Source organism: Streptomyces prunicolor, from assembly GCF_045162825.1.
In the GTDB taxonomy this organism is placed as follows: domain Bacteria; phylum Actinomycetota; class Actinomycetes; order Streptomycetales; family Streptomycetaceae; genus Streptomyces; species Streptomyces prunicolor.
The window spans coordinates 248,836-275,077 of record NZ_CP108676.1 but is presented as its reverse complement, the minus strand read 5'-3'; the positions used below and the strand labels follow the sequence as shown (position 1 = coordinate 275,077).

Below are 26,242 nucleotides of genomic sequence, written 5' to 3'. Positions count from 1 at the left end.
TTCGGTGGGTACTTCGATACGGGAAGCGAGGTGCGTGCCCCGGATTTGGCCGGATGAGGGGGAGTGAGTCGCGGGAACCGGGGCAGGGGGCTCTTGTCGACAGTTCCTTCTGACGAATGGGGTGGGCGTTATGGCAGCCGTGACGGCAGCGGAGGCACCGGCCACGGCAGGACGGCGGACCACGGTCGGGGAGGCGCTCCCGATGATCGCCGAGCCGTCGAAGGTGAGCCCGAAGGACGCGCGTGAGCTGTCGCGCCAGTTCTTCGACCGGCTGACCTCGCTGGAGGAGGGCACCCACGAGTTCCAGTACGTGCGCAACACCCTGATCGAGATGAACCTCTCCCTCGTGCGCTACGCGGCCGCGCGCTTCCGCAGCCGCAGCAACAACGAGATGGAGGACATCGTCCAGGTCGGCACGATCGGACTCATCAAGGCGATCGACCGGTTCGAGCTCTCCCGCCAGGTGGAGTTCACCTCGTTCGCCGTCCCCTACATCGTCGGCGAGATCAAGCGCTTCTTCCGCGACACCAGTTGGGCCGTCCACGTACCGCGCCGACTGCAGGAGGCCCGCGTCGAGCTGGCCAAGGCGACCGAGGAACTGCGGTCCCGCCTCGGTCGTACGCCGACCACGCGTGAGCTGTCCGAGCTGATGTGCCTGACCGAGGAAGAGGTCATCGAGGCCCGCAAGGCGTCCAACGGCTACACCTCCTCCTCGCTCGACGCCGCGCTCAGCTCCGACGCGGGCGCCGAGGGCGAGACCGTGCTGGCCGACGTCATCGGCTCGGACGACCCGGGGCTCGAACTGGTCGACGACCTCAGCTCGTTGGCCCCCCTGATCGCCGAACTCGACGAGCGCGAGCGGAAGATCATCCACATGCGCTACGTCGAGGAGCGCACCCAGGCCGAGATCGGCGAGGCACTCGGCATCTCCCAGATGCATGTGTCCCGGCTCATCAGCCGGATGCTCCGCCGCCTTCGCGCGGGGCTGCTCGATCCCGCGGTCGCCTGACGGGCGATCCGGCCCAACAATCCGGGCTGTTGGGTGATTTCACCCTCCACGGATGTCCGTTCTGCGGCACTCTCGTACTGTGGCCGGACCGGCACCTCAGGTGCCTGCCCGGCTGTTGCGGGGTTGCCGGAAGGGGGAGTTGTGGCGTGGCGGAGTGAGGAGTTCGGGGAGTCCCACGAGGGCATCGTGGGGGCGGTCCTCGCCGACGGCAGTGAGCCGAAGTCCGTGTATATCGATGTGGGCAGCGGCAGTTCCATGTTCGAGACGCGTGAGTGGTGGGCCTACAACGGCTGGTTGGGCCGGCCCAAGGCGGCCGGTTGGCGGGCCTCCTGCGCGTGCGGCTGGCGCGGGGACAGTCATCCTATCGACTGGGACCAGGTCGAGGACCACGACCTGGACGACCTGGACACCTCCGACGCGTACGACGAGTGGTGGGAACACATCCACGCCGTCGAACGCCGGACGGTCCCGTTGCCGGAGGAACTCTCCGAGCTGATGGAGCAGTTGGAGGAACGGCTCGACGCGCTCGCGGACACCGCGCCGGTGGCCGCGCTGAAGGCGGTGGCCATGCTGGAGCGCATGGCTGCGCGGGTCGGCAAGGAGGCGGCGTACGGGGCGCAGGCCGACGATGTGCCGGGCGAGGCGCTCGGCACGGCGCTCGGGCTGAGCGTGGACAACGCCCAGTCCCGGCTCGACCGGTACCTCCGCGCCTACTACTGACCACGACCGGGAGATCGACCGGTGCCCGTGGCGCCGCGCGGCCACGGGGCCGAGGGTGCGTGCCAGACTGGACGTACCGCTCGCCCCCGCTCCGTAGCTCCCGCACTTCACCGAGGTTGTCCGTGACCAAGCCCCCGGCCCGTGTCCCCCAGCGCAGCAACGCGCGCTCCAACCGGGAACGCATCCTGGCCACGGCCCGCCGGGAGCTCGGCCGGAACCCGGACATCACCCTGGAGGAACTCGCGCGCGCCTCCGGCGTCGTACGACGCACGCTGTTCGGGCACTTCCCCGGCCGGGAGGCGCTCCTGGAGGCGCTGGCCGAGGAAGCGTCGCAGGCCCTGCGGGACGCGCTGCCCGCCGACCCGGCACCGTCCGATGCCGGGGCCGAGTCGGCCGAGCGGTCGTACGCGCGCTTCGTGCTGTCGATGTGGACCGTGGGGGACCGCTACCGGCTGCTCCTGGCGCTGGCCCGCCGTGACCTCGGCCAGGAGCGCGTGACCGAGATCCTGGCACCGGCCCGCCGCGCGGCCACCACCATCCTGGACCGCGGACAGCGCGACGGCGTCTTCCACACCCAACTGCCGCCCGCCGTGCTGAGCGCCGGACTGGAAGCCATGTCGATCGCCCTGCTCGAAGAGGTCAACTCCGGGGAACTGGAGGACGACGGGACCCGTGCGACGGTCGCCTCGCTCATCGCGGCCGGGGTGCCGGAGAAGCAGGCGCGGATCGTGGTGGACGAGGTCGCCGCGGAAGACTGAGCGTCAGACTTTCCCGTACGACGAGTCGCCCCTCGCCGAGTCGTCGCGCTCGGTACTGTCGGACCGGAAGGTGACCGACTCGCCCGACAGACGGGCGATCAGCCCGCTCTCCGTCGCGGTGACCGAGCGCAGGCGCAGGCCCTGAGGCATCTTCCGGAGCTGGATCGGCCGCTCGAAGACCGTGCCGAGCGCCACTCGCCCCACCTCGGGCAGGAGACCACCGGTGACCTGGAAGTCCCGGAAGGCGATGCGGTTGCCGGACAGTACCGAGACGGTCGTCGCCACGGTGACGCTGTCGCCGGTGGGTAGCGGGACCCGCGCGCGGACCTGGTCGGGACGGGTGCCCCGGGAGATCGTCGGCCCCAGGGCGTCGGACAGGTCCGGGTAGGACAGCAGAGCGGTCGCCGTGGCGGACCGGGCCAGTGCCTGCGTGTCGTCGTCGGACCTCCTCAACTCCTTGAGCCGGAGGGAGAGTTCGCTCACCGGCAGCGGGCCGGTGGCATCGCTCGCCGGTATGTCGTGCGCGGTGATGTCCACGTGCCGCAGGGTGCCGGAGGCCAGCTGCGTCAGCACGGGGAAGCCTCGGACGTGGACCTCCGGCGCCGCGGGGGTGCGGATGCCCTCCTGGAACGCCTCGGCCGTACGGGACTCCACCCGCGCCGTCGCGAAGCGGTCGACGGCGACGGGCACGAGGAGCAGCGCGAGCAGTGCGCCGACGGCGATCACGACCGGTCGCCGGTTCCGCCGGGGCGGGCGTGTGTCACCGGGTTCGTACGCGGTGAACGTGGCGTCGGTGTGGTCGTACGGATGCATGGGTCTCCTTCAACGGGAAGGTCGCAGGCGGTGGACCGTGGTGTTCGCGAGGTCGGGGCCGACGCCGACGGTGATCAGGGCGGCGGTGGCGGCGGCTGTGCCGTCGTCGGTCCAGTGGCCGGAGCCCGCGCTGTCGAGCAGCGCCAGCACGTGTGCCTCCAGGGCTCTGCTGAGCGGACCTGGTGGGACGACGGTGTGGAAGACGCCCTGCCGCTGGCCGTCGGCGAGGATTCCGGCGACCGTGTCACGGGCCGGGCCGAGCAGCGCGTCGACCTGGTCGGGACCGAGGTCGCAGTGGGCGAGGGCGATGAGGGTCCGGTAGCGGTCGCCGATCGGCCAGAGCGTGAGGACGAAGTGGGCCAGGGCGGTCACGGGATCCGGCGTCGGTGTGCGGGCGACGGTGGCGCTCGCCCGCCGTACCGCCTCCCCGGCGTCCGCCGCGAGGCCGTGGACGAGCGCGGCCCGTCCGGCGAAGTGGCCGTAGAGGGTGCGTCGCGCCAGGCCCGCGGCCTCCGCGATGTCACCGAGGCTGCTGTCGGGGTCGCGGCGCAGTTCCCGCCGGGCCGCTTCCAGGATGCGGGCGCGGGTGGCGTGCGCCTTGGCGCTGCTGCGGTCGGTCACGTCGACACCTCCTGGAGGGGCTGGCCTGTCCCGGCATAGTTGCACATCGATGGGCAATAAAATAACCTGCACATCAGTGAGCAATTAATGTCGTTCAGGAGTCTCCGATGCCGCTCTTCGTCACCACACCCGTCGACAAGATGACCGGGCCGTACACACGGCGCTGGTCCGCCCTGATCGTGCTCTGTCTGAGCCTGCTGATCGTGGTCATGGCGAACACCTCGCTGATCGTGGCCGCCCCCGACATGACCACGGACCTGGGCCTGAGCAGCAGTGATCTGCAGTGGGTCGTCGACGGCTACACCGTCCCGTACGCCGCGCTGATGCTCGTGCTGGGCGCGATCGGCGACAAGTACAGCCGTCGCGGCGCGCTCGTCACCGGCCTGGTGATCTTCGCCGGCGGATCGGTGATGGGCAGCCTGGTCCACGAGACCGGACTGGTCATCGCGGCCCGCGCGATCATGGGTGTGGGCGCGGCGGTGGTCATGCCGGCCACGCTGTCGCTGCTGGTCGCGATCTTCCCGAAGCGCGAGCGGGCGCGGGCCATCACGGCCTGGACCGCGACCTCGGGCCTCGCCATCGCCGTCGGCCCGCTCGTCGCGGGCTGGCTGCTGGAGGACCACGCCTGGGGCTCCACGTTCCTGATCAACGTGCCCATCGCCGTCGCCGCTGTCGTCGGCGCCCTGGTCCTCGTACCGCCGTCCAAGGCGGACGCGATGGGCCGCATCGACTACGTGGGCGGTCTGCTCTCGATCGTCTCCGTCGGCAGCCTGGTCTACGCGATCATCGAGGGCCCGCACTTCGGCTGGGGCGCGGGTCCGGTCACCGCGGCCGTCGTCGCCGCCCTCGGTCTACCCGCCTTCGTGGCCTGGGAGTTGCGCCACCCGCACCCCATGCTCGACGTCCGCAGGTTCGCGCAGCGCTCCTTCAGCGGCTCGATGATGGCGGTCCTGTTCTTCTTCTTCGGCACCTACGGCGCGATCTACTACGCCACCCAGTTCCTCCAGTTCGTCCTCGGCTACAGCGCGCTGGAGACCGGCGTACGACTGCTGCCGCTGGCCGCTGCCGTGTCCCTCGGCGCCGCGGTCACCGGGCGGCTGACCCCCAAGCTGGGCATGAAGCCGATGGTGGTCACCGGCATGGCGATCGGCACCGTGGGCGTCTTCCTGCTCACGCTCGTCGACAAGACGTCCGGCTACGGCGACTTCCTGCCGATGATGCTGCTGCTGGGCTTCGCCATCGGGCTCAGTGTCTCCCCGGCCACGGACACGATCATGGGATCGTTCCCGGAGAACGAGCTGGGCGTCGGCGGCGGCGCCAACGACACCGCGCTGGAACTGGGCGGCTCCCTCGGCATCGCCATCCTCGGCTCGCTGCTGGGCACCACCTACAAGGACAAGCTGACCGACCTGGTCGACGGCCACCTGCCCGCCGCCGCGCTGGACACGGCGAAGGACTCGGTGGGTGGTGGCCTTGCGGTGGCCCAGGAGATCGCGAAGACCCCCTCCGCCGGGCCGCAGCAGGCGCAGGCCCTGGTCGACGCCGTGCACGAGGCGTTCGCCCACGGTGTCGCACAGACCAGCCTGGTCGGCGGGATCATCATGGCCGCCGGCACGCTGATCGTCCTCGCGGTCCTGCCCGGCCGCCGCGCTGCCAAGACGCCCCAGCCGCAGGGGTCGCAGGCGACGGAGGCCGGCCGCGACCAGGAGCGCGCCGAGTCCGTGTGAACTCCTCCGGGTGCGGCGGTATCCAGGGGCGCACTACGGTCGGTCGGACCATCGTGGATAAACTGGCACAGTTCCGCCTCGGCGTCCGCTCCCTCGTCCGCTCGGAGATCGCCGTCCCCGCATTGAGCGGTGCCGGCATCGCCGACGGCTGAAGCTCACTTCACGAAATCGACGGTCCTGCCTGTGCACGCTCCGGACACCACCGCCACCGAACCCGAACCGGTCGACGCGGCCTCGCATCGCACCCGACGCTGGCTGCGCCCGCTGGTGATCACGGTCCTGCTCGCGCTGTTCACCACCGAACTGGTGCTGGGCTGGCCGTCGTTGGCCGCCGCGCTGTCACAGCTGCGCGCACCCCGGCTGAACTGGTTCGCCGTCGCGCTCGTCGCCGAAGTGGCCGCGATGGGCTGCTACGCGCGCATGCAACGCCGGCTGCTGCGCTCGGCCGGGGTGATCGTGCCGATCCAACGGCACGTCGCCCTCGCCTACGCCGCCCACTCGCTGAGCGTCACCCTGCCCGGCGGCCCGGCCTTCTCCACCCACTTCAACTACCAGCAGATGCGCCGCTTCGGAGCCACGCCCGCCGTCGCCTCCTGGTGCATCGCGCTGTCGGGGCTGCTCTCCGCGGCGGCCCTGGCCGTCGTCACCGCGATCTCCGCGATCGCCTCCGACGGCAGCCTGCAGTGGCACAGCCTCGTCACCCTCGGCCTGGCCGTGCTCCTCCTCACGGTCGGCATCCGGCGCATCACCCGCCACCCCGAGAAGGTCGAACCGGCCACCCGCGCCGCGCTGGCCCGGGTCAACCGGCTGCGGCACCTGCCCGAGACCCAGGGCCTCGACCGCATCCGGGGCTTCGTCGAGCAACTCCGCACCGCCAGACTCGAACCCCGGCACGCCGTCGCCGCCGCAGTCTTCGCCGTCCTCAACTGGCTGCTCGACGCGGGCTGTCTGTGGCTGTGCTTCCACGCCATCAGCGACACACAGATCAGCAACGCCCAACTGCTGCTCGCCTTCTGCGCGGGCATGGCCGCCGGGACCCTCACGATCATCCCGGGCGGCCTCGGCCTCATCGACAGCGCGCTGATCCTCGGACTGGTCACGGGCGGCGTCGCGACCAGCACCGCGATCGCCACGGTCGTGCTCTACCGGATCATCAGCTTCGGGTTCATCATCGGCGTCGGCTGGATAACGTGGCTGGTCATCCGCCGCCACAATCGCCGAGAAGCGGTCGCCTAGCCGAGAGGCGGCCGTCCAGCCGATCTTCCGGCCCCTCTGCTCTCAGGCCCGCGCGCCGCCGTCCACCCGCAGCACCGTGCCGGTCACGAAGGAGGCGCGGTCGCTGAGCAGCCAGGCCGCCGCCTGGGCGATCTCGTCGGGGTCGGCCATGCGCCCCAGCGGAGTGTGCGTGATGCGAGCCAGGAGACCGGGCGAGTCAGCTTCCCAGGTCCGGATCATCTCGGTCAGCGTGCCACCCGGGGCGATGGCATTGACGCGGATGCCCTCCGGGCCGTACGTGACGGCGGCCGACTCGGTGAGGCTGTTGACCGCGCGCTTCATCGCGCCGTACGCGGGCAGTTCGGGGTTGCCCATCAGGCTGCCGACGGAGGAGTTGTTGACGATGGCGCCGGTTCCGGCTGTGGCCCGGATCGCGGCGACCTGGGCGACCATGGCCAGCCAGACGCCCTTGAGGTTCACGTCGTAGATGTGGTCGAAGTCGCGCTCCGGCAACTCGTCCATCGGGCCGGGGCGTTGGATCGTCGCGCCGTTGTTGAAGGCCACGTCGAGGCGGCCGTACAGGTCCACGGTCCGGTCGACGGCCGCGCGCACGCTGCTCGCGTCGGACAGGTCGCACACCACGTAGTCCGCGGTGCCGTTCGCCTCCCGGATCTCTTCGGTGACCGTCTTCAGTTGGGCCTCCGTCCGGGCCGCGAGCAGTACTCGGGCGCCTTCGCGGGAGAACAGTCGCGCTGCTGCGGCGCCGATTCCGCGCCCGGCGCCGGTGATGAACGCGACCTTGCCGGCCAGCAGGCCGAGGGAGGGAGGAGTGGTTGTGTTGGTCATGGCAGCGAGCCTGCGCCGGTGCGTGCAACTGATCCAGGCACCGGCAGTACCTGGCTGGAGCGGCCGACTCCCGTCCACACTGGAGGCGTGGATCGACGAGAACTGGCCGACTTCCTGCGCAGCAGGCGCGAGCGGATCACCCCCGCCGACGTGGGGCTGCCCACGGGACCGCGCCGCCGTACCCCGGGGCTGCGCCGCGAGGAGGCGGCCCAGCTGGCGTTCATCTCGACCGAGTACTACACCCGGCTGGAGCAGGCCCGCGGCCCGCACCCGTCGCGCGAGGTACTGGCCGGGCTCGCCCGCGCCCTGCGTCTGACGGACGCCGAGCGCGACCACCTCCACCACCTGGCGGGCGTACCGCCGGGCCCGCCGCCCGGTCCCTCGCGCGAGGTGCGGCAGAGCATCCTCGATCTGCTGCACCGGCTGCCGCAGGCCGCCGCGATCGTGGTCTCCGCGATGCACGAGGTGATCGCCTGGAACGACCTGGCCGCCGCCCTCATGGAGGACTTCTCGGCCGTGCCGCGCCGCGACCGCAACCTGGTGCGCCGGGTCTTCCTCGGGCCACACCCGGAGGGGCGACGGCTGTACGGGGTCTCGGACGCGGACGAGTTCGCGCGCCGCGCCGCCCAGGACCTGCGCGCCACCGCCGCCCGCTACCCCGACGACCCGGAACTCGCCCAGCTGGTGGCCGAACTCCTCGCGGGGAGCGAGGAGTTCACCGAGTTGTGGGAGTCCCACGACGTGGCCACCGCGCCCACCTTCCGCAAGACCTTCCAGCATCCGTCGGTCGGGCCGGTCACCGTCAACTGCGACGTGCTCGACCTCACCGACCGGGACCAGCGGGTCGTGATCTATACGGCCACTCCCGGCTCACCGTCCGACGGAGCCCTGCGGCTGCTGTCGGTCATCGGCACCCAGCGCATGGACACCACCTCCTGACCGGGATCAGCCCTCCGCACGCGCGACGAGGTCCAGCGCGATGTCGGTGATCATGTCCTCCTGTCCGCCGACCATCGCCCGCCGCCCGGCCTCGACCAGGATGCTGCGCGTGTCGAGGCCGTAGCGGGCCGCCGCGGTCTCGGCGTGGCGCAGGAAGCTGGAGTACACGCCCGCGTAGCCGAGACTGAGGGTCTCGCGGTCCACCCGTACCTCGCGGTCCTGCAGCGGTCGTACGAGATCGTCGGCCGCGTCCATGAGGGGGAACAGGTCGCAGCCGTGCTTCCAGCCCATCAGGTCGGCGACCGCGACGAACGCCTCCAGTGGACAGTTGCCCGCACCGGCGCCCTGGCCCGCGAGGGAGGCGTCGACGCGGATCGCGCCGCCCTCGACCGCGACGACCGTGTTGGCGACGCCCAGTGCGAGGTTGTGGTGGGCGTGGATGCCCAACTGGGTCTCCGGGGCCAGGACTTCGCGGTACGCGCGGAACCGGTCCCGGACCCCGTCCATCGTCAACCGGCCCCCGGAGTCGGTGACATAGACGCAGTGGGCGCCGTAGGACTCCATCAGCTTCGCCTGGCGGGCGAGTTCGGCGGGCTCGGCCATGTGGGACATCATCAGGAACCCGGCCACGTCCATGCCCAACTCCCGCGCGGCGGCGATGTGTTGGGCGGAGATGTCGGCCTCGGTGCAGTGCGTGGCGACCCGTACCGAGCGGATGCCCAGCGCGTGGGCCTGCTTGAGGTCGTGGACGGTTCCGATGCCGGGCAGCAACAGGGTTGTGGGGACGGCCTGTTGTACGGCGCCGGTGACGGCCTCGATCCACTCCCAGTCGGTGTGGGCGCCGACGCCGTAGTTGATGCTGGAGCCCGACAGTCCGTCGCCGTGGGCGATCTCGATGGCTCCCACGCCGGCCGCGTCCAGGGCTGCGGCGATCGCGCGGGCCTGGTCGACGGTGTAGCGGTGCCGTACGGCGTGCATGCCGTCCCGGAGGGTGACGTCCTGGACGTAGAGGGACGGGGTCACTTGGCTGCCTCCTCGTGGGTGCGGGCGGCCATGCGTTCCGCGGTGCGCAGGGCGGCCGAGGTCATGATGTCGAGGTTTCCGGCGTAGGCGGGGAGGTAGTGGGCGGCGCCCTCGACCTCCAGGAACACCGACACCTTCAGCAGTTCGCCCGCGCCCGCCGCGAGGGTGCGCAGCGGGTCGTCGGCGGCCACCTTGTCGTACTGGACCTTCTGCTTGAGCCGGTAGCCGGGCACGTACGCCTGGACGCGGCCGACCATCTCCTCGACGGACGCGGTGACGGCCTCGGTCGCGCAGTCGGAGACCAGGCAGTGCACGGTGTCCCGCATGATCAGTGGGGGTTCGGCCGGGTTGAGGACGATGATCGCCTTGCCGCGCGCGGCGCCGCCGACCACCTCGATGGCCCGGGAGGTGGTCTCGGTGAACTCGTCGATGTTCGCGCGGGTGCCCGGGCCCGCCGAGCGTGAGGCGATGGACGCGACGATCTCGCCGTAGTGGACCGGCGAGACCGCGCCCACGGCGGCGACGATCGGGATGGTGGCCTGGCCGCCGCAGGTGACCATGTTGACGTTCGGGGCGTCGAGGTGGGCGTCGCCGTTGACGGGCGGGACGACGTACGGGCCGAGGGCGGCCGGGGTGAGGTCGACGAGGGTGCGGCCCAGGGGCCGTAGGACCTCTTCGTGGTGGCGGTGGGCGCCGGCCGAGGTGGCGTCGAAGACGAGGTCGATGTCGGCGAACTCGTCCAGTTTGACGAGTCCTTCGACACCCTCGTGGGTCGTGGCGACCTTCAGGCGGCGGGCGCGGGCCAGGCCGTCGGAGTCCGGGTCGATGCCGGCCAGCGCGACGATCTTCAGGGAATCGGAGAGGCGCAGGACCTTGATCAGGAGGTCGGTGCCTATGTTGCCGGAGCCGATGATGGCGACCTTCGTGGTCACTTTCCGTCCCCTTCCGAAGCTTCAGTGGCTTCCTCTGCGAAGCGGACCCGTACCGAGCCCAGGCCCGAGATGTGCGCCTCGAAGGCGTCTCCGGGAGCGGCCGGGGTCATCGGGCCCAGGGCGCCGGTCAGGACGAGGTCGCCCGCGCGCAGCGGGTCGCCCCGCTCGGCGAGGGCCGAGGCCAGCCAGACGGCGGCGGTGAGGGGGCTGCCGAGGCAGTCGGCGCCGGTGCCCTCGGAGACGGTCTCGGTGCCCCGGGTCATGGTCATCGTGACTGTGCGCAGGTCCACGGCGGTCAGCGGTACGGGCGTGGCGCCCAGGACGTACAGACCGCAGGAGGCGTTGTCGGCGACGGTGTCGACGAGGGAGATGTCCCAGTTGCGCACCCGGCTGTCGACGATCTCCAGCGCGGGCAGCGCGAAGTCCACCGCGCGCAGTACGTCCACAATCGTGCAATCGGGGTGCGGCAGGTCGCGGCCGAGGACCAGCGCGACCTCCGCTTCCACCTTCGGCTGGAGCAGTCGTCCCAGGGCCACCTCGCCGCCGTCCGGCACCGCCATGTCGGCGAACAGTGCGCCGAAGTCCGGCTGGTCCACGCCCAGTTGGCGCTGCACGGCCGGCGAGGTCAGGCCGATCTTGCGGCCGACGATCCGGCGGCCGGCGTCCACACCGCGCCGGACGTTCAGCTGCTGCACGGCGTAGGCGGTCTCCAGACCGCCGCCGTCGAGGAGGTCGCGCACGGGCGGACAGACGACCCCGGTGCGGGTGGCCTCCGCCAGCAGGTCGGCGGCCTTGACCACGGCCGGTGACACGGCGTCCGCGCGGGCGCCGTCGGACTCGGTGGGCACGGGTTACCTCCTGGGAGAGAGCAGTGCGGGTACACCCTCGGTATAGACAGCATCCCCGCAAAGGGACAATGTTTGTTCCGTGACACGGAACAACGCGAGCGGCAGCATGCTGGAGAAGGCCGCGCTCATCCTCGACTGCTTCAGCCCGAGCGGCGGACCGTACCGCCTGTCGGAACTTTCGGAGCGCACCGGACTGCCCAAACCGACGGTCCACCGGCTGGCCGCCGACCTCGTCCGGCTCGGCTGGCTGGAGCGCTCGGGCCCGCGCTATCTGCTCGGCGCGAAGCTGTTCGAGCTGGGCTCGCTGGTGCCGCACCGGCGCGATCTGCGCGAGACTGCCCTGCCCTTCCTCCAGGACCTGTTCGAGGCCACCCGCGAGACCATCCACCTCGGCATCCGCGAGGGCATGGAAGTGGTCTACCTCGAACGCATCCACGGCCACGAGGCACTGCGGCTGCCGTCCCGCATCGGCGGCAGCCTCCCGCTGACCTGCACGGCCGTGGGCAAGGCGCTACTGGCCTTCTCCGGCGCCGAGTTGACGGAGGAAGTGCTCTCCCACCCGCTGCCGAGCCTCACCCCGCACTCGATCACCGACCCGGCCCGACTGCGCATGGCCCTGGAGAAGATCCAGGTCTCCGGCCTCTCCTACGAGGAGCAGGAAGCCGCGCTGGAGGTGAGCTGCATCGCGGCCCCGGTGTTCGCCGGTGACACCGCGGTCGCCGCCCTCTCGGTCGCCGTACCGCGCACCCGCTTCCGGCCCGCCCAACTCGCCCCGGCGGTACGGACGGCGGCGCTCGGGCTGTCCCGCGTGCTGCGTGGCGGAGGAGGCGCGCGGATCCCACTGTCCTCGCGGTGAACCCGACCGTACACTGACAAGTCACGGTAACGGGGGCGTTGTTGCGCGGGGGGAGAATCATGTCCGGGGATCAGTACGGCACTTATCAGGGGTTCGCGGTTCCACCCATGCCCTCGTCTCCGCCACCCGCTCCGCCGGACCGGCTCAGATCCGTGGCGGTGGGTCTGCTCAACCTCAGTGGTCTCGGGCTCGGTTACGCGCTGACGCGCCGTTGGCTGCTGATGGCCGTGTGCTGGGTCGCGACCATCGTCCTGCTGCTGGTGGCCCTGCCCGCCGACCCGGACGGCGTGTCCGGTGTCCTCGTCACCCTGTACGTCGTGTTCCTCGTGTTCGCCGCGGTCCACGGCGCGTTGGTGGGCCTGCGCACCCGCCTTGCCTGGCCCGCGCCGCTGCCCCTCGCGCTCCTGCTGGGCCTGGTGCTGCTCGCCGTACCGGCCGGGGGAGTCGTCCTCTACGGCAACGCGCGCGACGAGGCGACCCAGCAGATGCTCCTCGACCGGCTGGACAAGGCCGACCAACTCGTCGCGGACTCAGGGCAGTCGTCGTTCTCCACAGCCGAGCCGCACTACCGCCAGGCGCTGAGCGTGTACGACGATCTGAGCAGCGCCCACTTCGGTTCGCGGGCGGCGGCCAAGGTGCCCGACCGGCTGAAGACCTTCTACACGACGGTCGCCGGCGCCTACGCGCAGAAGAACTACTGCAACGCGATACCCGAGTTGAAGTATCTGCGGACCGTCCCCGGCACGATCGGCAAGAAGGAACTGGGCTCGCTGGCCACCTGGCCGGACGACCGGCTGGCCACCTCGCTCTACGAGTGCGCCTCCACCGGGCTGGCCGCCCAGTACGCGGACTGGCCGACGAACTTCGGCGATCTGCTGGCCACGTTCCCGCAGTCGGCCCAGGCGGGTCGGGTCGAGCCGGCCGTCAAGTCGGCCGTCGGCAAGGCGGTACAGGGCGTGAGCGGCAGCGAACCGTGCACGGCCGTCAAGCAGTTGGAGAGTCTCTCCGGGCAGATCGGCACCCTGCAGGGCGAGGAGGCGGGCGTGGCCGACGCGCTCAGCGCGGACGCTCAAAGGGCGGACAGCCAGGCCGCCTCCGGTGCCTACCAGTGCGGTGTCTCGCAGTACAAGGACGGCGACTTCGACTCGGCGCTCAGCACGATGAACGACTTCGTGAAGAACAACACGCATGACAAGAACCGGACCCGGGCCAAGAAGATCGCGATCGCCGCCGAGGTGGCGCAGACGGTCCCGGCCGCGGGCAAGAAGCTGCCGACGACCGCGTCCGGCGGCAGCATCTCCGTCACCGTCAAGAACGACAGCCCGGATGACATCACCGTCCTGTACACCGGGCCGGTGACCGGGAGCTTCACGCTGAAGGGCTGCGGGAGCTGCACGTCGTACTCCCTCACCACCACCCTGCTGAAGGGGTTCAAGCCGTGCAGCTCCGGCAAGAACTACCCGCAGAAGACGATCAGTCTGCCGACCGGTACGACGTACTTCGTGCACCGTCCCGACAGTTCCACCGCGACGCCGGCCTCGGACACGGCGAAGCTCAGGTCGGGCTACATTTACACGGAGTGCGCGTACAGCACGGGCGGCTTCGGCGTCAGCTGAGCCTGCCCCTGGCTCACAGCAGCCTCGGCGCGTGGAACGCGCCGAGGCCGGTGGTCAGTTCGCGGTCCAGCCAGTAGCGGCGCGGTTCGGCGAGCATCACGGCGACGCTGACGCCGAGAAGGCCGGGGATGCTCGCGAGTTCGTTGTCGACGAACAGCGCCAGGGCGGAGCGGTCGGCGACCAGGCCGGTGGCGAGGACGGACATGTCGCTGGCGACGTGCGCGGCGAGCCGCGTCTGGGGCAACCGGTCGATGCGGCGCATCACTTCGGGGGTCGCGCCGGGCGCCACCCGTAGCCGCAGGATGAACGCGGTCCGGAAGCCCAGCCACTCCGACACGATCTCCAGGCGTGGCTTGACCCAGCCCTCGTCCAGGACCCGGCGGACCACGCGGTGCGCGGTGGAGGTGGCCAGGTCGGCAGTGCGGGCGATGCTCGCGGCGGACGCACGGCCGTCCTGGAGCAGCTGCGCCACGACACCGCGCTCGGCCTCGCTGAGCGGCTTCGCCGGGGGAGTCGCGGTCGCCGTGCCCTCGGGGCGGGTGCCCGTGAGCTTCAGCAGCTCGGCGCGTTCCGTGTCGGTGAGGAACTGCGGGTCCCAGGTGATGCCCCGGCGCAGGGTGCTGAGCGCGGGCAGGGCGTTGACGCGCCGGACACCGGGGACGGAGAACATCCGGTCGATCGCCTCGCTGGTCGCCGCTTCGGACGGGGCGTGCACCACGGCGTAGAGCGGGTAGTCGCCCGAGATCTGCGCCAGCAGCTGGAGGTGGGGCAGGTCGCGGAGCCGGTGCAGGACCGCGAGGGGGCTCTCGCCGGTGATGTCCAGGAAGACGTGGACGGGCATCGCCGTGGAGTGGACGCCCCAGTCGGCCTGCCCGATCACGCGCACCATGCGTGCCTCGTGCAAACGGTCGTAACGGCGTTTGAGCGTGCTGGCGTCGGCGGCCAGGATCTCGCCGATGTCGTCCCAGGTGGCCCGGGGTGCCAGATGCAGCGCGCCGATGAGGCGCCGGTCGAGCTCGTCGAGGAGAGGACGGGTCATAGGGCCTCACTCTAAGGTGCTGTTTAATCCCACCGTTACTTCCAAGATATAGAGAATCTCTCATCTGGGTGCCATTGTTCGCAGGAACATCCCCCCATCGCGCCAAGAGGTACCGATGAGTGTCACCTCCGCTCAACCTCAACCCCCGTCCACCGAGCCCCAGTCGAGAGTCCTGCGGACCGCGTTCCGCGGCCTGACGGCGATCGAGAAGGTCGGCAACAAACTTCCCAACCCCTTCTGGCTGTTCTGGATCCTCGCCGGGATCGTCGCCGTCCTCAGCGCCGTCCTGGCGACGACCGGCCTCAGCGCCGTGCACCCCGGCACGCACGAGACCATCAAGGTGCAGAACCTGCTCAGCAAGGACGGCCTCACCATGGCCGTCGAGGGCGCCGTCGACAACTACGCGGCCTTCCCGCCGCTGGCCACCATCCTCACCGTGATGTTCGGCATCGCCGTCGCCGAGAAGAGCGGACTGTTCTCCGCCCTGCTGCGCCGCATGGTCGCGCGCGTGCCCGGCAAGTACCTCACCTTCGCCCTCTCGATGACGGCCATGGTCAGCCATGTCGCCGGCGACGCCGCCTACGTCACCCTCATCCCGCTCGGCGCCCTGGTCTTCCGCGCGGCCGGCCGCAGCCCGGTCCTCGGCTGCGTCGTCGCCTACGTCTCGATCGCCGCCGGGTACGACGCCTCACCGTCGCTCACCACCACGGACGTCCTGCTCTCCGGGATCTCCACGGCCGCCGCCCACACCATCGACGCGCACTACGTGGTCACCCCGGTCGCCAACTACTTCTTCAGCCTCGGCTCGTCGGTCGTGGTGGCGCTGGTGATCACCCTCGTCGTCGACAAGGTCCTCGCCCGCCGCACCGACCTGGAACCCGATGAGCCGGTCGCCGCGCTGGGCACCGAAGAGCTGGCGGAGATCGAGGTCACCGACCGGCAGCAGCGCGCCCTGCGCGTCACCGGACTGGTCGCCGTCGGCTTCCTCGCGCTCCTCGCGGCGGCCATGATCCCCTCGTCCTCACCCCTGCGCGGCGAGGGCGGCGGCATCGTCAACTCCCCGCTGATCGGCGGCATGGCACTCGCCCTCGGCGTGTTCTTCGCCGTGCTCGGCACCGTCTACGGCCGACTGTCCGGCACCTTCACCGCCGCCCGCGACAGTATCGGCGCGATGGTCGACGGCACCCGCTCGATGGCGCCGATCCTCGTGCTGTTCTTCGCGATCGCCCAGTTCCTCGCCTACTTCAAGTGGACGAACATCGGCAACATCCTTGCCATCAAGGGCGCCGAGACCCTGCGCGACCTGCACCTGCACGGCTGGACCGTGCTCGTCGGCATCGCCGTGCTGATCACCTTCATGAATCTCGTCATCACCAGCGGCTCCGCTCTGTGGGCACTGGCCGCGCCGGTCCTCGTCCCCATGCTGATGCTCATCGGCATCGAGCCCGAGACCACCCAGGCCGTCTACCGCGTCGCCGACTCCGTCACCAACTGCATCACCCCGATGAGCCCCTACTTCGTCATGGCCCTGGGCTTCATCCAGCAGTACCGCAAGTCCGCCGGCATCGGCACCCTGGCCTCCTTCACGATCCCGATCGCCGCCGTCGTATGGGTCGTCTGGGTCGCGTTCTTCGTGGCCTGGTACCTGCTGGGCATCCCCTTCGGCGTCAGCTGAACCCGTCGACCGAACCCGTCGACCGACCCGAGCCGCAGTTCCGCAACAGAAAGCAGATCATGACCGCTTCATCCGCAGCCGCCACCCTCACCGCCCGCGCCCACGACGTCTCGCCGCAGATCGTCGACGACATCCTGACCCTCGTCCGCCACGAGACCGGGAGCTACGACCTTCCCGGCCTCGCGAGCGGCCTGGACCTCCTGCGTGAGCTGACCGTCCAGCGGCTCGGCCCACCCGACCACGAGCAGCGCCATCCCGGCGGCGAGTGCGGCGACACCCTCACCCTGACCTACACCGGCACCGGCGCCGGGCATGTCGCGCTCATCGGGCACTACGACACCGTATGGCCGACCGGGACCCTCGCCGGATGGGCGCAGCCGGAAGCGGCGGACGACGGGCGGGAGAAGCTCGGCGGACCCGGCATCTTCGACATGAAGACCGGTCTGGCGCAGGGCATTTGGGCGCTGAAGCTGTCCCGGGAGAGCGGCGCGCCCCTGCCCACCGTCACGTTCCTCTTCAACGGCGACGAGGAGATCGGCTCTCTGTCCTCGCGACCGGTGATCGAGGAGGTCGCGCAGAAGGTCGACGTCACGCTGGTCCTTGAGCCGAGCGCCCACGGCGCGGTGAAGACCGCCCGCAAGGGCACCGGAATCTTCCACGTCACCGCCACCGGCGTCGCATCGCACGCCGGGCTCGCGCCGCAGGACGGGGCGAGTGCGATCACCGCGCTGTCCGAGTTCGTGGTCGCCGCCGCTGCCGTGGCCGCCCCCGAGCGGGGCACCACCATCAACACCGGGCTCATCAAGGGCGGTTCGGCCATCAACGTCGTCGCCGGGCAGGCCACCGCCGGGGTCGACATCCGGGTCAGCAGCGCCGCCGAACAGGACCGGGTGGACGAGGAGTTGGACGCCATCAAGGTCAGCGACCCGCGCGTCCGCATCGAGATCGACCACGCCTGGAACCGGCCCCCGATGACCCTCAACGCCGCCTCCGCCCCGCTGCTCGACCTCGCCCGGGAAGTCGCCCGCGAGCAGGGCCGCGACGCCCTGCGCGACACCGCCGTCGGTGGTGCCAGCGACGCCAACTTCGTCGCCGCGCTCGGTCTGCCGGTGCTGTGCGGCGTGGGGGCGGTCGGCGACGGGGCGCATGCCCAGGGCGAGTTCATCTACGTCGATATGGTGCCTGCGCAGACGGCGCTGGTCGCGGGGCTGCTGGGGCGGCTGGCGGAGCCGTTGCGGGGCTGACCGGGGCTGACCGAGGCTGACCGGGACGGGCCGGGACCGGCCGGATACATCGACGTGGTGCCCGCCCGAGCCGCGCTGGTCACGGGGTTGCCGGGGCGACTCGCGGAGCCGTTGCGGGCTGAGCCGTGGCATCCCGCCCCGCACCGGGCAACCGGGACCGGCCGGAACGTCCGCGGGCGTTCGGGGTGGGGCGCGTCATCCGATCGACCCCTCACCGGGGACAATCGCTGCCATGACGGACGGTACGGACGGTAGGGACGACTCCAGCAGCCGCTTGGCCAGGATCGAGCGGCTGCTGGAGGACAGCGGGCGTGATGTGGTGCCCGCGTGGCGCCGGGTGACGCGCGGCGAGACACGGTGGGCGGTGTCCGCCGTGATCCTGGTGGCGCTCGCCCTCCAGCTGATGCTGCCGCACCGGCTCGCTTTCCAGCCGTACTGGCTGCTGCCGGCCCTCGAAATCGCGCTGATGGTCGGCCTGTTCGTCGCCAATCCCGGGCGGATCGAGCCCGGCACCCGGTGGCTGCGCTGGCCGAGCCTGGTCCTGACGGGCGTGATCAGCCTGGCCAACAGCTGGTCGGCGGCCCGGCTGGTGGTGGGCCTGGTCAGGGGCACCGAGGGGCTGGACGCCGGGCCGTTGCTGCTGACCGGCGGTGCCATCTGGCTGACGAACGTCATCGTGTTCGCCCTCTGGTACTGGGAGTGGGACCGCGGCGGGCCGATGGCCCGGGTCATGGGGCACCACCAGTACGCCGACTTCCTCTTCGTCCAGATGCAGAGCCCGGAGACCGCGCCGCCGGACTGGGAACCGGTGTTTCTGGACTACCTGTACCTGTCCTTCACCAACTCCACCGCCTTCAGCCCGACCGACGTGATGCCGCTCTCCCGCTGGGCCAAGATGCTGATGATGGGCCAGTCGTCGGTCTCCGTGTCGATCGTCGTCCTGGTGGTGGCGCGAGCGGTCAACATCCTTTGACGGCACGGGAGTTGGGCGCCCGACGTACTGCCGCCGACGATCCGGCTCCCCGCAGCGGACAGCGACGCCAAGTACGCCTTTCTCAAGGCCTACTTGACGTCGCAGCCCATGTCCTACTGATCCCGCCGGATCAGCAGGAGCCCTCGTCCTGCCAGGGGCCCCACTGGGAGGCACCGGGCACCTCGTTCTGGGTCCACCACTTGGCCACCCAGTTGTGGTTGCCGTACGACACCTCGTTGCCCTGCGTGTAGACGGCCGTGGAACTCCACGCCGTCTTGCACGTACCGCCGGGGGTGGGCGTCGGAGTCGGAGTCGGCGTCGGTGTCGAGGTGGGCGGGGTCACGCCCGCGAACTGCACCGAGTACTTGGCGAAGTCCCACGCGTTCTGCGCAACGCTGGAGCAAGTACCGGACGTCGTACCGCCGTTGTCGACCGGGCTGCACTGCCGGTCGCGGTTGAGGGACCAGAACGTGAAGCGGTCCATGTTGTGGCTCGTGGCGTAGTTCAGGACGGTCTGGAAGTCTGCCTGGGTGAAGTACTCGCCGGTGTCGCTGCGGCCGTTCATGCCCGAGAAGCCCTCGTGGGCGTACGCGGTCGCCTGGTCCCAGCCGAACGTGGACTGGAGGATGGAGTTGAAGTTGGTGAGCGCGCTGGTCTGCGAGGCCGCGCCGTTGAAGCCGCCGTCGAACGGCATGATGGAGAAGTTGTTCGGCGTGAACCCCTGCGACTTCGCCTCCAGCAGCATCTGCTTGCCGAACCAGCCCGTACCGTCCGCCGTACCGGCCGTGGTCACGGAGACGTACAGACCCGCGTTGTTCTGCTGGAGGATCTTGGCCGCGCCGATCTCGTTGTGGATGGCCGCGGTGTTCTCGTACTCCGGCTCCTCCAGGTCGAAGTCGATCGCGTGCAGGCCGTACTTGGTGATCACCTGCTGGTAGGCCGCCGCCGTCGAGGCCGGGTCGGCGCAGGCCTGGCCGAGCTTGGTGCCGCCGTAGCCGCCGATGGAGACGGAGACGTCGCCGCCCTTGGCGCGGATCGTGTTGATCACCGACTGGACGGCGGTGTCCGAGGAGACCGGTGAGGTGCCGCCCCAGGTGGGGGTGCAGCCGCCGCCGTTGGGGGCGAGGACGAAGGCGAGCTGGAAGGCCTTGAGGCCGGTGGCGTCCATGATGGCGCCCGCGTCCGGCGGGTTGTTGTCCGTCGGCATCAGATAGGGGGCCGCGGCGTACCAGCGGTTGCTGAGCGCGGTGGCCGCGTCGGTGGCGCCCTGGGCGTTGGTCGCGACCAGCGCGGTCGTGCCCGCGGCGGCGGTCGTCACGGCGGCCGCCGCGACCAGACATGCACGAAGACGTGTCACGTTGTGCCTCCGGTGGGGATGGGGGAGGCGCCCAGCTTCTGGCGCTGTCGCGGTCACGTCAATGGATTGGACTGGACCAAAGCTCACTTTGGACTAGACCATACGATTTCTTTACCATCGGCCCGGCGGACCGCGTCGCGCGACACGTTTGCGACTAGTGTCCCGGCTCACATGGCGTTACAGGGGCTGCGCCGACACCATGGTGCACGTCATCGGCAGGCTGAAGGGATCGGGAATGTTCCGCAAGGTGCTGGTCGCCAACCGTGGAGAGATCGCGATCAGGGCGTTCCGCGCCGGCTATGAGCTGGGCGCGCGAACGGTCGCGGTCTTCCCGCACGAGGACCGTAATTCGCTGCACCGGCTCAAGGCCGACGAGGCCTACGAGATCGGTGAGCCCGGGCATCCGGTCCGCGCCTATCTCTCGGTCGAGGAGATCGTCCGCGCGGCCCGGCGGGCGGGCGCGGACGCGGTCTATCCGGGCTACGGGTTCCTCTCCGAGAACCCCGAACTGGCCCGCGCCTGCGAGGAGGCGGGCATCACCTTCGTCGGTCCGAGCGCCCACATCCTGGAGATGACCGGCAACAAGGCCACGGCGATCGCCGCCGCCCGCGCGGCCGGCGTACCGGTGCTCGGCTCCTCGGCTCCCTCCACGGATGTCGACGAACTGGTGCGCGCCGCCGAGGAGATCGGCTTCCCGGTGTTCGTGAAGGCGGTCGCGGGCGGCGGCGGTCGCGGTATGCGCCGCGTCGAGGACCCGGCCACGCTGCGCGAGTCCATCGAGGCGGCGGCCCGCGAGGCCATGTCCGCGTTCGGCGACGCCACGGTGTTCCTGGAGAAGGCCGTCGTCGACCCCCGTCACATCGAGGTGCAGATCCTCGCCGACGGCGAGGGCAACGTCATCCACCTCTTCGAGCGCGACTGCTCGCTGCAACGCCGCCACCAGAAGGTCGTCGAGCTGGCCCCCGCGCCCAATCTCGACCCCGCCCTGCGGGACCGGATCTGCGCCGACGCGGTCCGCTTCGCCCGCGAGATCGGCTACCGCAACGCGGGCACCGTCGAGTTCCTCCTCGACCCGGCCGGCAACCACGTCTTCATCGAGATGAACCCGCGCATCCAGGTCGAGCACACGGTCACCGAGGAGGTCACCGACGTCGACCTCGTCCAGGCCCAGCTGCGCATCGCCTCGGGGGAGACCCTCGCCGACCTCGGCCTCTCCCAGGAGACGGTCACTTTGCACGGCGCCGCCCTCCAGTGCCGTATCACCACCGAGGACCCCGCCAACGGCTTCCGCCCGGACACCGGCCGGATCAGCGCCTACCGCTCGCCCGGCGGCTCCGGAATCCGCCTCGACGGCGGAACCACCCACGCCGGTACGGAGATCAGCGCGCACTTCGACTCCATGCTGGTCAAACTCACCTGCCGGGGCCGGGACTTCACCACCGCCGTCAACCGCGCCCGGCGCGCCGTCGCCGAGTTCCGCATCCGCGGTGTGGCCACCAACATCCCCTTCCTCCAAGCCGTGTTGGACGACCCGGACTTCCAAGCCGGGCGCATCACCACCTCGTTCATCGAGCAGCGCCCGCAGCTGCTGACGGCCCGTCAATCGGCCGACCGCGGCACCAAGTTGCTCACCTACCTGGCCGACGTCACGGTCAACAAGCCGCACGGCGAGCGCCCCGACCTGATCGACCCGACCACCAAGTTGCCGTCGGTCCCGAGCACCGAACCCCCGGCCGGTTCACGGCAGTTGCTCGCCGAACTCGGCCCCGAGGGCTTCGCCCGCCACCTGCGCGAGTCGCCCACGATCGGCGTCACCGACACCACCTTCCGCGACGCCCACCAGTCGCTCCTCGCCACCCGCGTCCGCACCAAGGACCTCCTCGCGGTCGCCCCGGTCGTCGCCCACACCGTGCCCCAACTGCTCTCCCTGGAGTGCTGGGGCGGCGCCACCTACGACGTAGCGCTCCGCTTCCTCGCCGAGGACCCCTGGGACCGGCTGGCCGCCCTGCGTGAGGCCGTCCCCAACATCTGCCTCCAGATGCTGTTGCGCGGCCGCAACACCGTCGGCTACACGCCGTATCCGACCCAGGTGACCGACGCCTTCGTCCAGGAGGCCGCCGCCACCGGCATCGACATCTTCCGCATCTTCGACGCGCTGAACGACGTGGGCCAGATGCGCCCGGCCATCGACGCCGTACGCGCCACCGGAACGTCGATCGCCGAGGTCGCCCTCTGCTACACCTCGGACCTGTCCGACCCCAACGAGCGCCTGTACACGCTCGATTACTACTTGCGCCTGGCCGAACAGATCGTAGAAGCGGGCGCACATGTCCTGGCCGTCAAGGACATGGCGGGCTTGCTGCGCGCACCCGCCGCCGCGACGCTCGTATCGGCACTGCGCCGCGAGTTCGGCCTGCCGGTCCACCTGCACACGCACGACACGGCGGGCGGTCAGCTCGCCACCTACCTCGCCGCGATCCAGGCCGGAGCGGACGCCGTGGACGGCGCCGTGGCTTCCATGGCGGGGACCACCTCGCAGCCGTCCCTCTCCGCGATCGTCGCCGCGACCGACTACTCCGAGCGCCCCACCGGCCTCGACCTCCAGGCCATCGGCGACCTGGAGCCGTACTGGGAGAGCGTCCGCAAGATCTACGCCCCCTTCGAGGCGGGCCTCGCCTCACCCACCGGCCGCGTCTACCACCACGAGATCCCCGGCGGCCAGCTCTCCAACCTGCGCACCCAGGCCATCGCGCTCGGCCTCGGCGACCGCTTCGAGGACATCGAGGCGATGTACGCCGCCGCCGACCGCATCCTCGGCCACCTGGTGAAGGTCACCCCGTCGTCGAAGGTCGTCGGCGACCTCGCCCTGCACCTGGTCGGCGCCGGAGTGAGCCCCGCCGACTTCGAGGCGTCCCCCGACCGGTACGACATCCCGGACTCCGTGATCGGCTTCCTGCGCGGCGAGTTGGGCACCCCGCCCGGCGGCTGGCCCGAGCCGTTCCGCACCAAGGCACTCCAGGGCCGCGCCGCCCCCAAGCCCGTACAGGAACTGAGCCCCGAGGACCGCACGGCCCTCGACAAGGACCGCCGCGCCACCCTCAACCGCCTGCTGTTCCCCGGCCCGACCCGCGAGTTCGAGAACCACCGCCAGACCTACGGCGACACCAGCGTCCTGGACAGCAAGGACTTCTTCTACGGCATCCGCCCCGGCAAGGAGTACACGGTCGACCTCGAACCCGGCGTCCGGCTCCTCATCGAGCTGGAGGCGGTCGGCGAGGCCGACGAACGCGGGATGCGCACCGTGATGTCCGCTCTGAACGGACAGATCCGCCCGGTCCAGGTGCGGGACACGGCAGCCGCCTCCGACGTCCCCGTCACCGAGAAGGCCGACCGCACCAACCAGGGTCATGTCGCGGCCCCGTTCGCGGGCGTGGTCACCCTCGCGGTCGAAGAGGGCGACGAGGTGGAGGCCGGAGTCACCGTCGCCACGATCGAGGCGATGAAGATGGAGGCGGCGATCACCGCGCCCAAGTCCGGCCGGGTCGCCCGCCTCGCCATCAACCGCATCCAGCAGGTGGAGGGCGGCGACCTGCTCGTCGAACTGCGGTAGGCGTTACGGGCGCTACGGCGGCGGGCGGTTCGACCCGGCGCCGGGAGTCGAGGTGGGCGACTCGACACGGTGTCCGGAGTGTTGAGGTAGACGGTACGGCGGCAGGCCGCTCGACCCGGTGACCGGATCGGTCCGGTCCCGGACCCGATGCGGCCTGTCGTCGGCCGGCCCGCACGGCGCAGTCTTGGGACATGACCCGAGCACTGATCGTCATCGACGTCCAGGAATCCTTCCGCGCCCGCCCGCTGTGGGAGACCATCTCCGACCCGAAGATCGCCGAACAGGCGAACCGACTGGTCCAGCTCGCCCGCCGGGCCGGTGACCTCGTGGTGTGGGTGCTGCACTCCGAGCCCGGCAGCGGCGACGTCTTCGACCCGGCGCTCGGCCACGTCCGGCTCATCGACGGACTGGAGCGCGCGGACGGCGAGCCGCTCCTCCACAAGACCTCGCACAACGCCTTCACCACCACCAACCTGCAACAACTCCTCACCGAACACGGCGTCCGCGAGGTCACCGTCTGCGGCATCCGCACCGAGCAGTGCGTCGAGACCACCACCCGGGTCGCGAGCGACTTCGGCTACCAGGTCACCTTCGTCACCGACGCGACCGCCACCAACCCCATCCCGCACCGCGACGCCCCCGCCGACCGGACCGTCGCCGAGCTCCTCGCCGACCCTCGCACCCTCCCCGCCGACGAGATCATCCGGCGTACTGAGTACGCCCTCGCCGGCCGCTTCGCCACCATCGCGACGGTCGACGAACTGGAAGCCGCCGCCGCACATCAGGCATGATGACCGGATCGTGAGCAGCCACGTCGTCTTCTTCCTGGTTCCTGGAGTCCACCTGCTGGACTTGGCCGGCCCCGCACAGGTCTTCTCCACAGCGGCCGACTTCGGGCACCCTTACACGCTCTCCTACGTCGCCGAGCAGCCCCAGGTCACCAGCGCCCAGGGGCTGCCGCTGGCGGCTGAGCTCGACTGGCCCGAGCTCGGTCCCGAGGACCTGATCGTGGTGCCGGGGTGGCGTGCGCTCCGGCTCGCCCATGGGCCCGCCATCGGTGCCACGGCCTTGGAGGCATTCCGCGACCACCACGTTCGCGGAGGGACGGTGGCCAGCGTCTGCGCCGGAGCCGACGCGCTCGGCCGGGCCGGGCTGCTCGACGGGCGTCACTGCACCACCCACCACGACGTCCAGGACGAACTCGCCCTGCGCCACCCGAAGGCGACGGTCGTCCGCGACGTCCTGTTCACCACCGACGACCGGGTCATCACCTCGGCCGGTATCGCCAGCGGCATCGACCTCGCCCTGCACCTCGTCGCCACCCGGCACGGCCCCGCCGTAGCCGCGCAGATCGCCCGAGACATGGTCGTCTACGCCCGCCGTAACGGCCACGAACCGCAGACCAGCGCGATGCTCCGGCACCGCTCCCACCTGGACGACACGGTGCATCGCGCCCAGGACCTCATCGACACGCGCTTCGACGAGGCGCTCCCGCTGCCGGCCCTCGCTTCGGCGGTCGGCGTCAGCGAGCGCACCCTGACCCGCCTCTTTACCCGGGCCACCGGGCTCACCCCGCTGCGCTACCAGCAGACCCTCCGCCTCGAACGCGCCGAGCACCTCATCAGCCACGGCACCACGATCGACGCCGCCGCCCGCACGGTCGGCTTCGAGGACGCGCGGATGCTGCGCCGACTGCGTGCGCGCACCTCGTAATGGGGAGGCGGTGGGTGCAAGCGCGCTGTTAGGTTGCCGGGTCGGCAGACCGCCGTATCGAAGCCCGACCGGCTCGCCACAGGAGTGCCCAGTGATCCCACCCCGACTGGTTCCGCTGCTCGAGCAGTTCGACTTCGCGTGCGAACGCCTCTCCAGCCGGATGACAGGGCCCGTCATGGACAGCGGCGACGGGGCGGACACCAGGGTCGGGCCCATGACCGACGCGGAGTACTTGTGGGAGCCGGTGTCGGACTGCTGGTCGGTGCGACGGCGGGCGGACGGTCCGGGAGCGCGGGCAACTGCCCTGACGGGACAGGGTGATTGGGGACGCGATGCCGCCGCCTATCCGCATCCCTGGCCGCCACCCTTCACCACCATCGCGTGGCGGCTGAGCCATCTCGCCGAGCTGCTGACCCTCCGGGCCGACCACACGGCCGGCAGCCGTACGTTGACCCGCGACGACCACTCCGTCAGCGGCGATGCCGTCGGCGCGGTCGATGCCTTCGACGCCGGTGCGGGTGCCTGGCGGAAGGCGCTGGTGAGTGCCGACGAGGCCGCGCTCGACACCGTGGGGTACTGCACCTATCCGCACGGCAGCGACGCGGAGGAGCCGTTCATCGACATCGTGTGGTGGGTCAACCAGGAAGTGCTGCACCACGGAGCGGAGATCGCCATGCTGCGCGACCTGTACCGAGAGCGCGGCTGACC

23 protein-coding genes are annotated in these 26,242 nt (G+C 70.7%); 15 read left to right on the top strand and 8 right to left on the bottom strand.

Annotated elements, in window-relative coordinates; all coding sequences use genetic code 11:
• The first annotated feature begins 130 nt into the window (after window positions 1–130).
• From OG588_RS01180 to OG588_RS01170, 3 genes are all read left to right on the top strand, one after another.
• Window positions 131–1,009, top strand: coding sequence for a SigB/SigF/SigG family RNA polymerase sigma factor (locus OG588_RS01180; RefSeq protein ID WP_405945628.1), 879 nt, complete (start codon window positions 131–133; stop codon window positions 1,007–1,009).
• A 141-nt stretch (window positions 1,010–1,150) separates the two neighbouring features.
• A complete protein-coding gene (locus OG588_RS01175; protein WP_019056834.1) occupies window positions 1,151–1,729 on the top strand; it encodes a hypothetical protein in 579 nt (192 codons plus the stop codon).
• A gap of 122 nt (window positions 1,730–1,851) precedes the next feature.
• On the top strand, window positions 1,852–2,487 hold the full coding sequence (locus OG588_RS01170; RefSeq protein WP_405945627.1) for a TetR/AcrR family transcriptional regulator: 636 nt from the start codon (window positions 1,852–1,854) through the stop codon (window positions 2,485–2,487).
• A gap of 3 nt (window positions 2,488–2,490) precedes the next feature.
• Here the strand turns inward: OG588_RS01170 and OG588_RS01165 are convergent, their stop codons facing one another.
• Together OG588_RS01165 and OG588_RS01160 are read right to left on the bottom strand one after the other, a co-directional pair.
• Complete coding sequence (locus OG588_RS01165) at window positions 2,491–3,300, bottom strand: DUF2993 domain-containing protein (RefSeq protein WP_405945626.1); 810 nt, start codon at window positions 3,298–3,300, stop codon at window positions 2,491–2,493.
• 9 nt (window positions 3,301–3,309) lie between these two features.
• Window positions 3,310–3,921: a TetR/AcrR family transcriptional regulator gene (locus tag OG588_RS01160; protein ID WP_405945625.1), complete on the bottom strand. Its 612-nt coding sequence runs from the start codon at window positions 3,919–3,921 to the stop codon at window positions 3,310–3,312.
• A gap of 107 nt (window positions 3,922–4,028) precedes the next feature.
• Here OG588_RS01160 and OG588_RS01155 point away from each other — a divergent pair, with 107 nt between their 5' ends.
• Both OG588_RS01155 and OG588_RS01150 read left to right on the top strand, forming a co-directional pair.
• Complete coding sequence (locus OG588_RS01155; RefSeq protein ID WP_405945624.1) at window positions 4,029–5,648, top strand: MFS transporter; 1,620 nt, start codon at window positions 4,029–4,031, stop codon at window positions 5,646–5,648.
• A gap of 183 nt (window positions 5,649–5,831) precedes the next feature.
• Window positions 5,832–6,884, top strand: coding sequence for a YbhN family protein (locus OG588_RS01150; RefSeq protein WP_405945623.1), 1,053 nt, complete (start codon window positions 5,832–5,834; stop codon window positions 6,882–6,884).
• A gap of 42 nt (window positions 6,885–6,926) precedes the next feature.
• Here OG588_RS01150 and OG588_RS01145 read toward each other — a convergent pair whose 3' ends face one another.
• A complete protein-coding gene (locus tag OG588_RS01145; protein WP_405945622.1) occupies window positions 6,927–7,709 on the bottom strand; it encodes an SDR family NAD(P)-dependent oxidoreductase in 783 nt (260 codons plus the stop codon).
• 87 nt (window positions 7,710–7,796) lie between these two features.
• Here OG588_RS01145 and OG588_RS01140 point away from each other — a divergent pair, with 87 nt between their 5' ends.
• Window positions 7,797–8,648 carry a helix-turn-helix transcriptional regulator gene (locus OG588_RS01140; protein WP_405945621.1) on the top strand — a complete coding sequence of 284 codons (852 nt, stop codon included), beginning with the start codon at window positions 7,797–7,799 and terminating at the stop codon, window positions 8,646–8,648.
• A 6-nt stretch (window positions 8,649–8,654) separates the two neighbouring features.
• Here OG588_RS01140 and dmpG read toward each other — a convergent pair whose 3' ends face one another.
• Genes dmpG through mhpD form a run of 3 tightly spaced genes read right to left on the bottom strand, consistent with a single transcriptional unit; the run spans window position 8,655 to window position 11,451 of the window.
• Window positions 8,655–9,671: a 4-hydroxy-2-oxovalerate aldolase gene (gene dmpG / locus OG588_RS01135; RefSeq protein ID WP_405945620.1), complete on the bottom strand. Its 1,017-nt coding sequence runs from the start codon at window positions 9,669–9,671 to the stop codon at window positions 8,655–8,657.
• The gene (locus OG588_RS01130) at window positions 9,668–10,603 is read right to left on the bottom strand and encodes an acetaldehyde dehydrogenase (acetylating) (RefSeq protein WP_405945619.1); all 936 of its coding nucleotides are present in this window, start codon (window positions 10,601–10,603) and stop codon (window positions 9,668–9,670) included. The genes dmpG and OG588_RS01130 overlap by 4 nt, the downstream gene beginning before the upstream one ends.
• Window positions 10,600–11,451, bottom strand: coding sequence for a 2-keto-4-pentenoate hydratase (gene mhpD, locus OG588_RS01125; RefSeq protein ID WP_405945618.1), 852 nt, complete (start codon window positions 11,449–11,451; stop codon window positions 10,600–10,602). The genes OG588_RS01130 and mhpD overlap by 4 nt, the downstream gene beginning before the upstream one ends.
• Window positions 11,452–11,557: 106 nt before the next feature.
• Between mhpD and OG588_RS01120 the strand changes: the two genes are divergently transcribed.
• Together OG588_RS01120 and OG588_RS01115 are read left to right on the top strand one after the other, a co-directional pair.
• Window positions 11,558–12,307 (top strand): IclR family transcriptional regulator, encoded by a 750-nt coding sequence (locus tag OG588_RS01120; RefSeq protein ID WP_405953034.1) that lies wholly within the window; start codon window positions 11,558–11,560, stop codon window positions 12,305–12,307.
• A gap of 107 nt (window positions 12,308–12,414) precedes the next feature.
• The gene (locus OG588_RS01115) at window positions 12,415–13,923 is read left to right on the top strand and encodes a hypothetical protein (protein ID WP_405945617.1); all 1,509 of its coding nucleotides are present in this window, start codon (window positions 12,415–12,417) and stop codon (window positions 13,921–13,923) included.
• Between the two features lie 13 nt (window positions 13,924–13,936).
• On the opposite strand, the gene OG588_RS01110 is transcribed toward OG588_RS01115, so the two are convergent.
• The gene (locus tag OG588_RS01110; RefSeq protein WP_398844880.1) at window positions 13,937–14,962 is read right to left on the bottom strand and encodes an Lrp/AsnC family transcriptional regulator; all 1,026 of its coding nucleotides are present in this window, start codon (window positions 14,960–14,962) and stop codon (window positions 13,937–13,939) included.
• A gap of 115 nt (window positions 14,963–15,077) precedes the next feature.
• Here OG588_RS01110 and OG588_RS01105 point away from each other — a divergent pair, with 115 nt between their 5' ends.
• From OG588_RS01105 to OG588_RS01095, 3 genes are all read left to right on the top strand, one after another.
• Window positions 15,078–16,637, top strand: a complete 1,560-nt coding sequence (locus OG588_RS01105) for an AbgT family transporter (protein ID WP_405945616.1) — start codon at window positions 15,078–15,080, stop codon at window positions 16,635–16,637.
• 59 nt (window positions 16,638–16,696) lie between these two features.
• Complete coding sequence (locus tag OG588_RS01100) at window positions 16,697–17,881, top strand: M20 family metallopeptidase (RefSeq protein ID WP_405945615.1); 1,185 nt, start codon at window positions 16,697–16,699, stop codon at window positions 17,879–17,881.
• 232 nt (window positions 17,882–18,113) lie between these two features.
• Window positions 18,114–18,854 carry a hypothetical protein gene (locus OG588_RS01095; protein ID WP_405945614.1) on the top strand — a complete coding sequence of 247 codons (741 nt, stop codon included), beginning with the start codon at window positions 18,114–18,116 and terminating at the stop codon, window positions 18,852–18,854.
• Between the two features lie 130 nt (window positions 18,855–18,984).
• Here OG588_RS01095 and OG588_RS01090 read toward each other — a convergent pair whose 3' ends face one another.
• On the bottom strand, window positions 18,985–20,211 hold the full coding sequence (locus OG588_RS01090) for a chitinase (RefSeq protein ID WP_366432674.1): 1,227 nt from the start codon (window positions 20,209–20,211) through the stop codon (window positions 18,985–18,987).
• A 235-nt stretch (window positions 20,212–20,446) separates the two neighbouring features.
• Between OG588_RS01090 and OG588_RS01085 the strand changes: the two genes are divergently transcribed.
• The 4 genes from OG588_RS01085 to OG588_RS01070 all read left to right on the top strand — a co-directional run bounded on the left by OG588_RS01085 (window position 20,447) and on the right by OG588_RS01070 (window position 26,240).
• Window positions 20,447–23,821, top strand: coding sequence for a pyruvate carboxylase (locus tag OG588_RS01085; protein WP_405945613.1), 3,375 nt, complete (start codon window positions 20,447–20,449; stop codon window positions 23,819–23,821).
• A 191-nt stretch (window positions 23,822–24,012) separates the two neighbouring features.
• The gene (locus OG588_RS01080) at window positions 24,013–24,612 is read left to right on the top strand and encodes a cysteine hydrolase family protein (RefSeq protein WP_405945612.1); all 600 of its coding nucleotides are present in this window, start codon (window positions 24,013–24,015) and stop codon (window positions 24,610–24,612) included.
• Between the two features lie 10 nt (window positions 24,613–24,622).
• Window positions 24,623–25,534 (top strand): GlxA family transcriptional regulator, encoded by a 912-nt coding sequence (locus tag OG588_RS01075; protein ID WP_405945611.1) that lies wholly within the window; start codon window positions 24,623–24,625, stop codon window positions 25,532–25,534.
• Between the two features lie 91 nt (window positions 25,535–25,625).
• Window positions 25,626–26,240: a DinB family protein gene (locus tag OG588_RS01070; protein ID WP_405945610.1), complete on the top strand. Its 615-nt coding sequence runs from the start codon at window positions 25,626–25,628 to the stop codon at window positions 26,238–26,240.
• Window positions 26,241–26,242: the final 2 nt, after the last annotated feature.

What these genes read in the sequence shown, in the direction of transcription:
- OG588_RS01180 (WP_405945628.1), top strand. Translation starts at nt 131, where the DNA reads ATGGCAGCCGTGACGGCAGCGGAGGCACCGGCCACGGCAGGACGGCGG.
- OG588_RS01165 (WP_405945626.1), bottom strand. Translation starts at nt 3,300, where the DNA reads ATGCATCCGTACGACCACACCGACGCCACGTTCACCGCGTACGAACCC.
- OG588_RS01155 (WP_405945624.1), top strand. Translation starts at nt 4,029, where the DNA reads ATGCCGCTCTTCGTCACCACACCCGTCGACAAGATGACCGGGCCGTAC.
- OG588_RS01145 (WP_405945622.1), bottom strand. Translation starts at nt 7,709, where the DNA reads ATGACCAACACAACCACTCCTCCCTCCCTCGGCCTGCTGGCCGGCAAG.
- OG588_RS01120 (WP_405953034.1), top strand. Translation starts at nt 11,558, where the DNA reads ATGCTGGAGAAGGCCGCGCTCATCCTCGACTGCTTCAGCCCGAGCGGC.
- OG588_RS01115 (WP_405945617.1), top strand. Translation starts at nt 12,415, where the DNA reads ATGCCCTCGTCTCCGCCACCCGCTCCGCCGGACCGGCTCAGATCCGTG.
- OG588_RS01110 (WP_398844880.1), bottom strand. Translation starts at nt 14,962, where the DNA reads ATGACCCGTCCTCTCCTCGACGAGCTCGACCGGCGCCTCATCGGCGCG.
- OG588_RS01105 (WP_405945616.1), top strand. Translation starts at nt 15,078, where the DNA reads ATGAGTGTCACCTCCGCTCAACCTCAACCCCCGTCCACCGAGCCCCAG.
- OG588_RS01100 (WP_405945615.1), top strand. Translation starts at nt 16,697, where the DNA reads ATGACCGCTTCATCCGCAGCCGCCACCCTCACCGCCCGCGCCCACGAC.
- OG588_RS01095 (WP_405945614.1), top strand. Translation starts at nt 18,114, where the DNA reads ATGACGGACGGTACGGACGGTAGGGACGACTCCAGCAGCCGCTTGGCC.
- OG588_RS01085 (WP_405945613.1), top strand. Translation starts at nt 20,447, where the DNA reads ATGTTCCGCAAGGTGCTGGTCGCCAACCGTGGAGAGATCGCGATCAGG.
- OG588_RS01080 (WP_405945612.1), top strand. Translation starts at nt 24,013, where the DNA reads ATGACCCGAGCACTGATCGTCATCGACGTCCAGGAATCCTTCCGCGCC.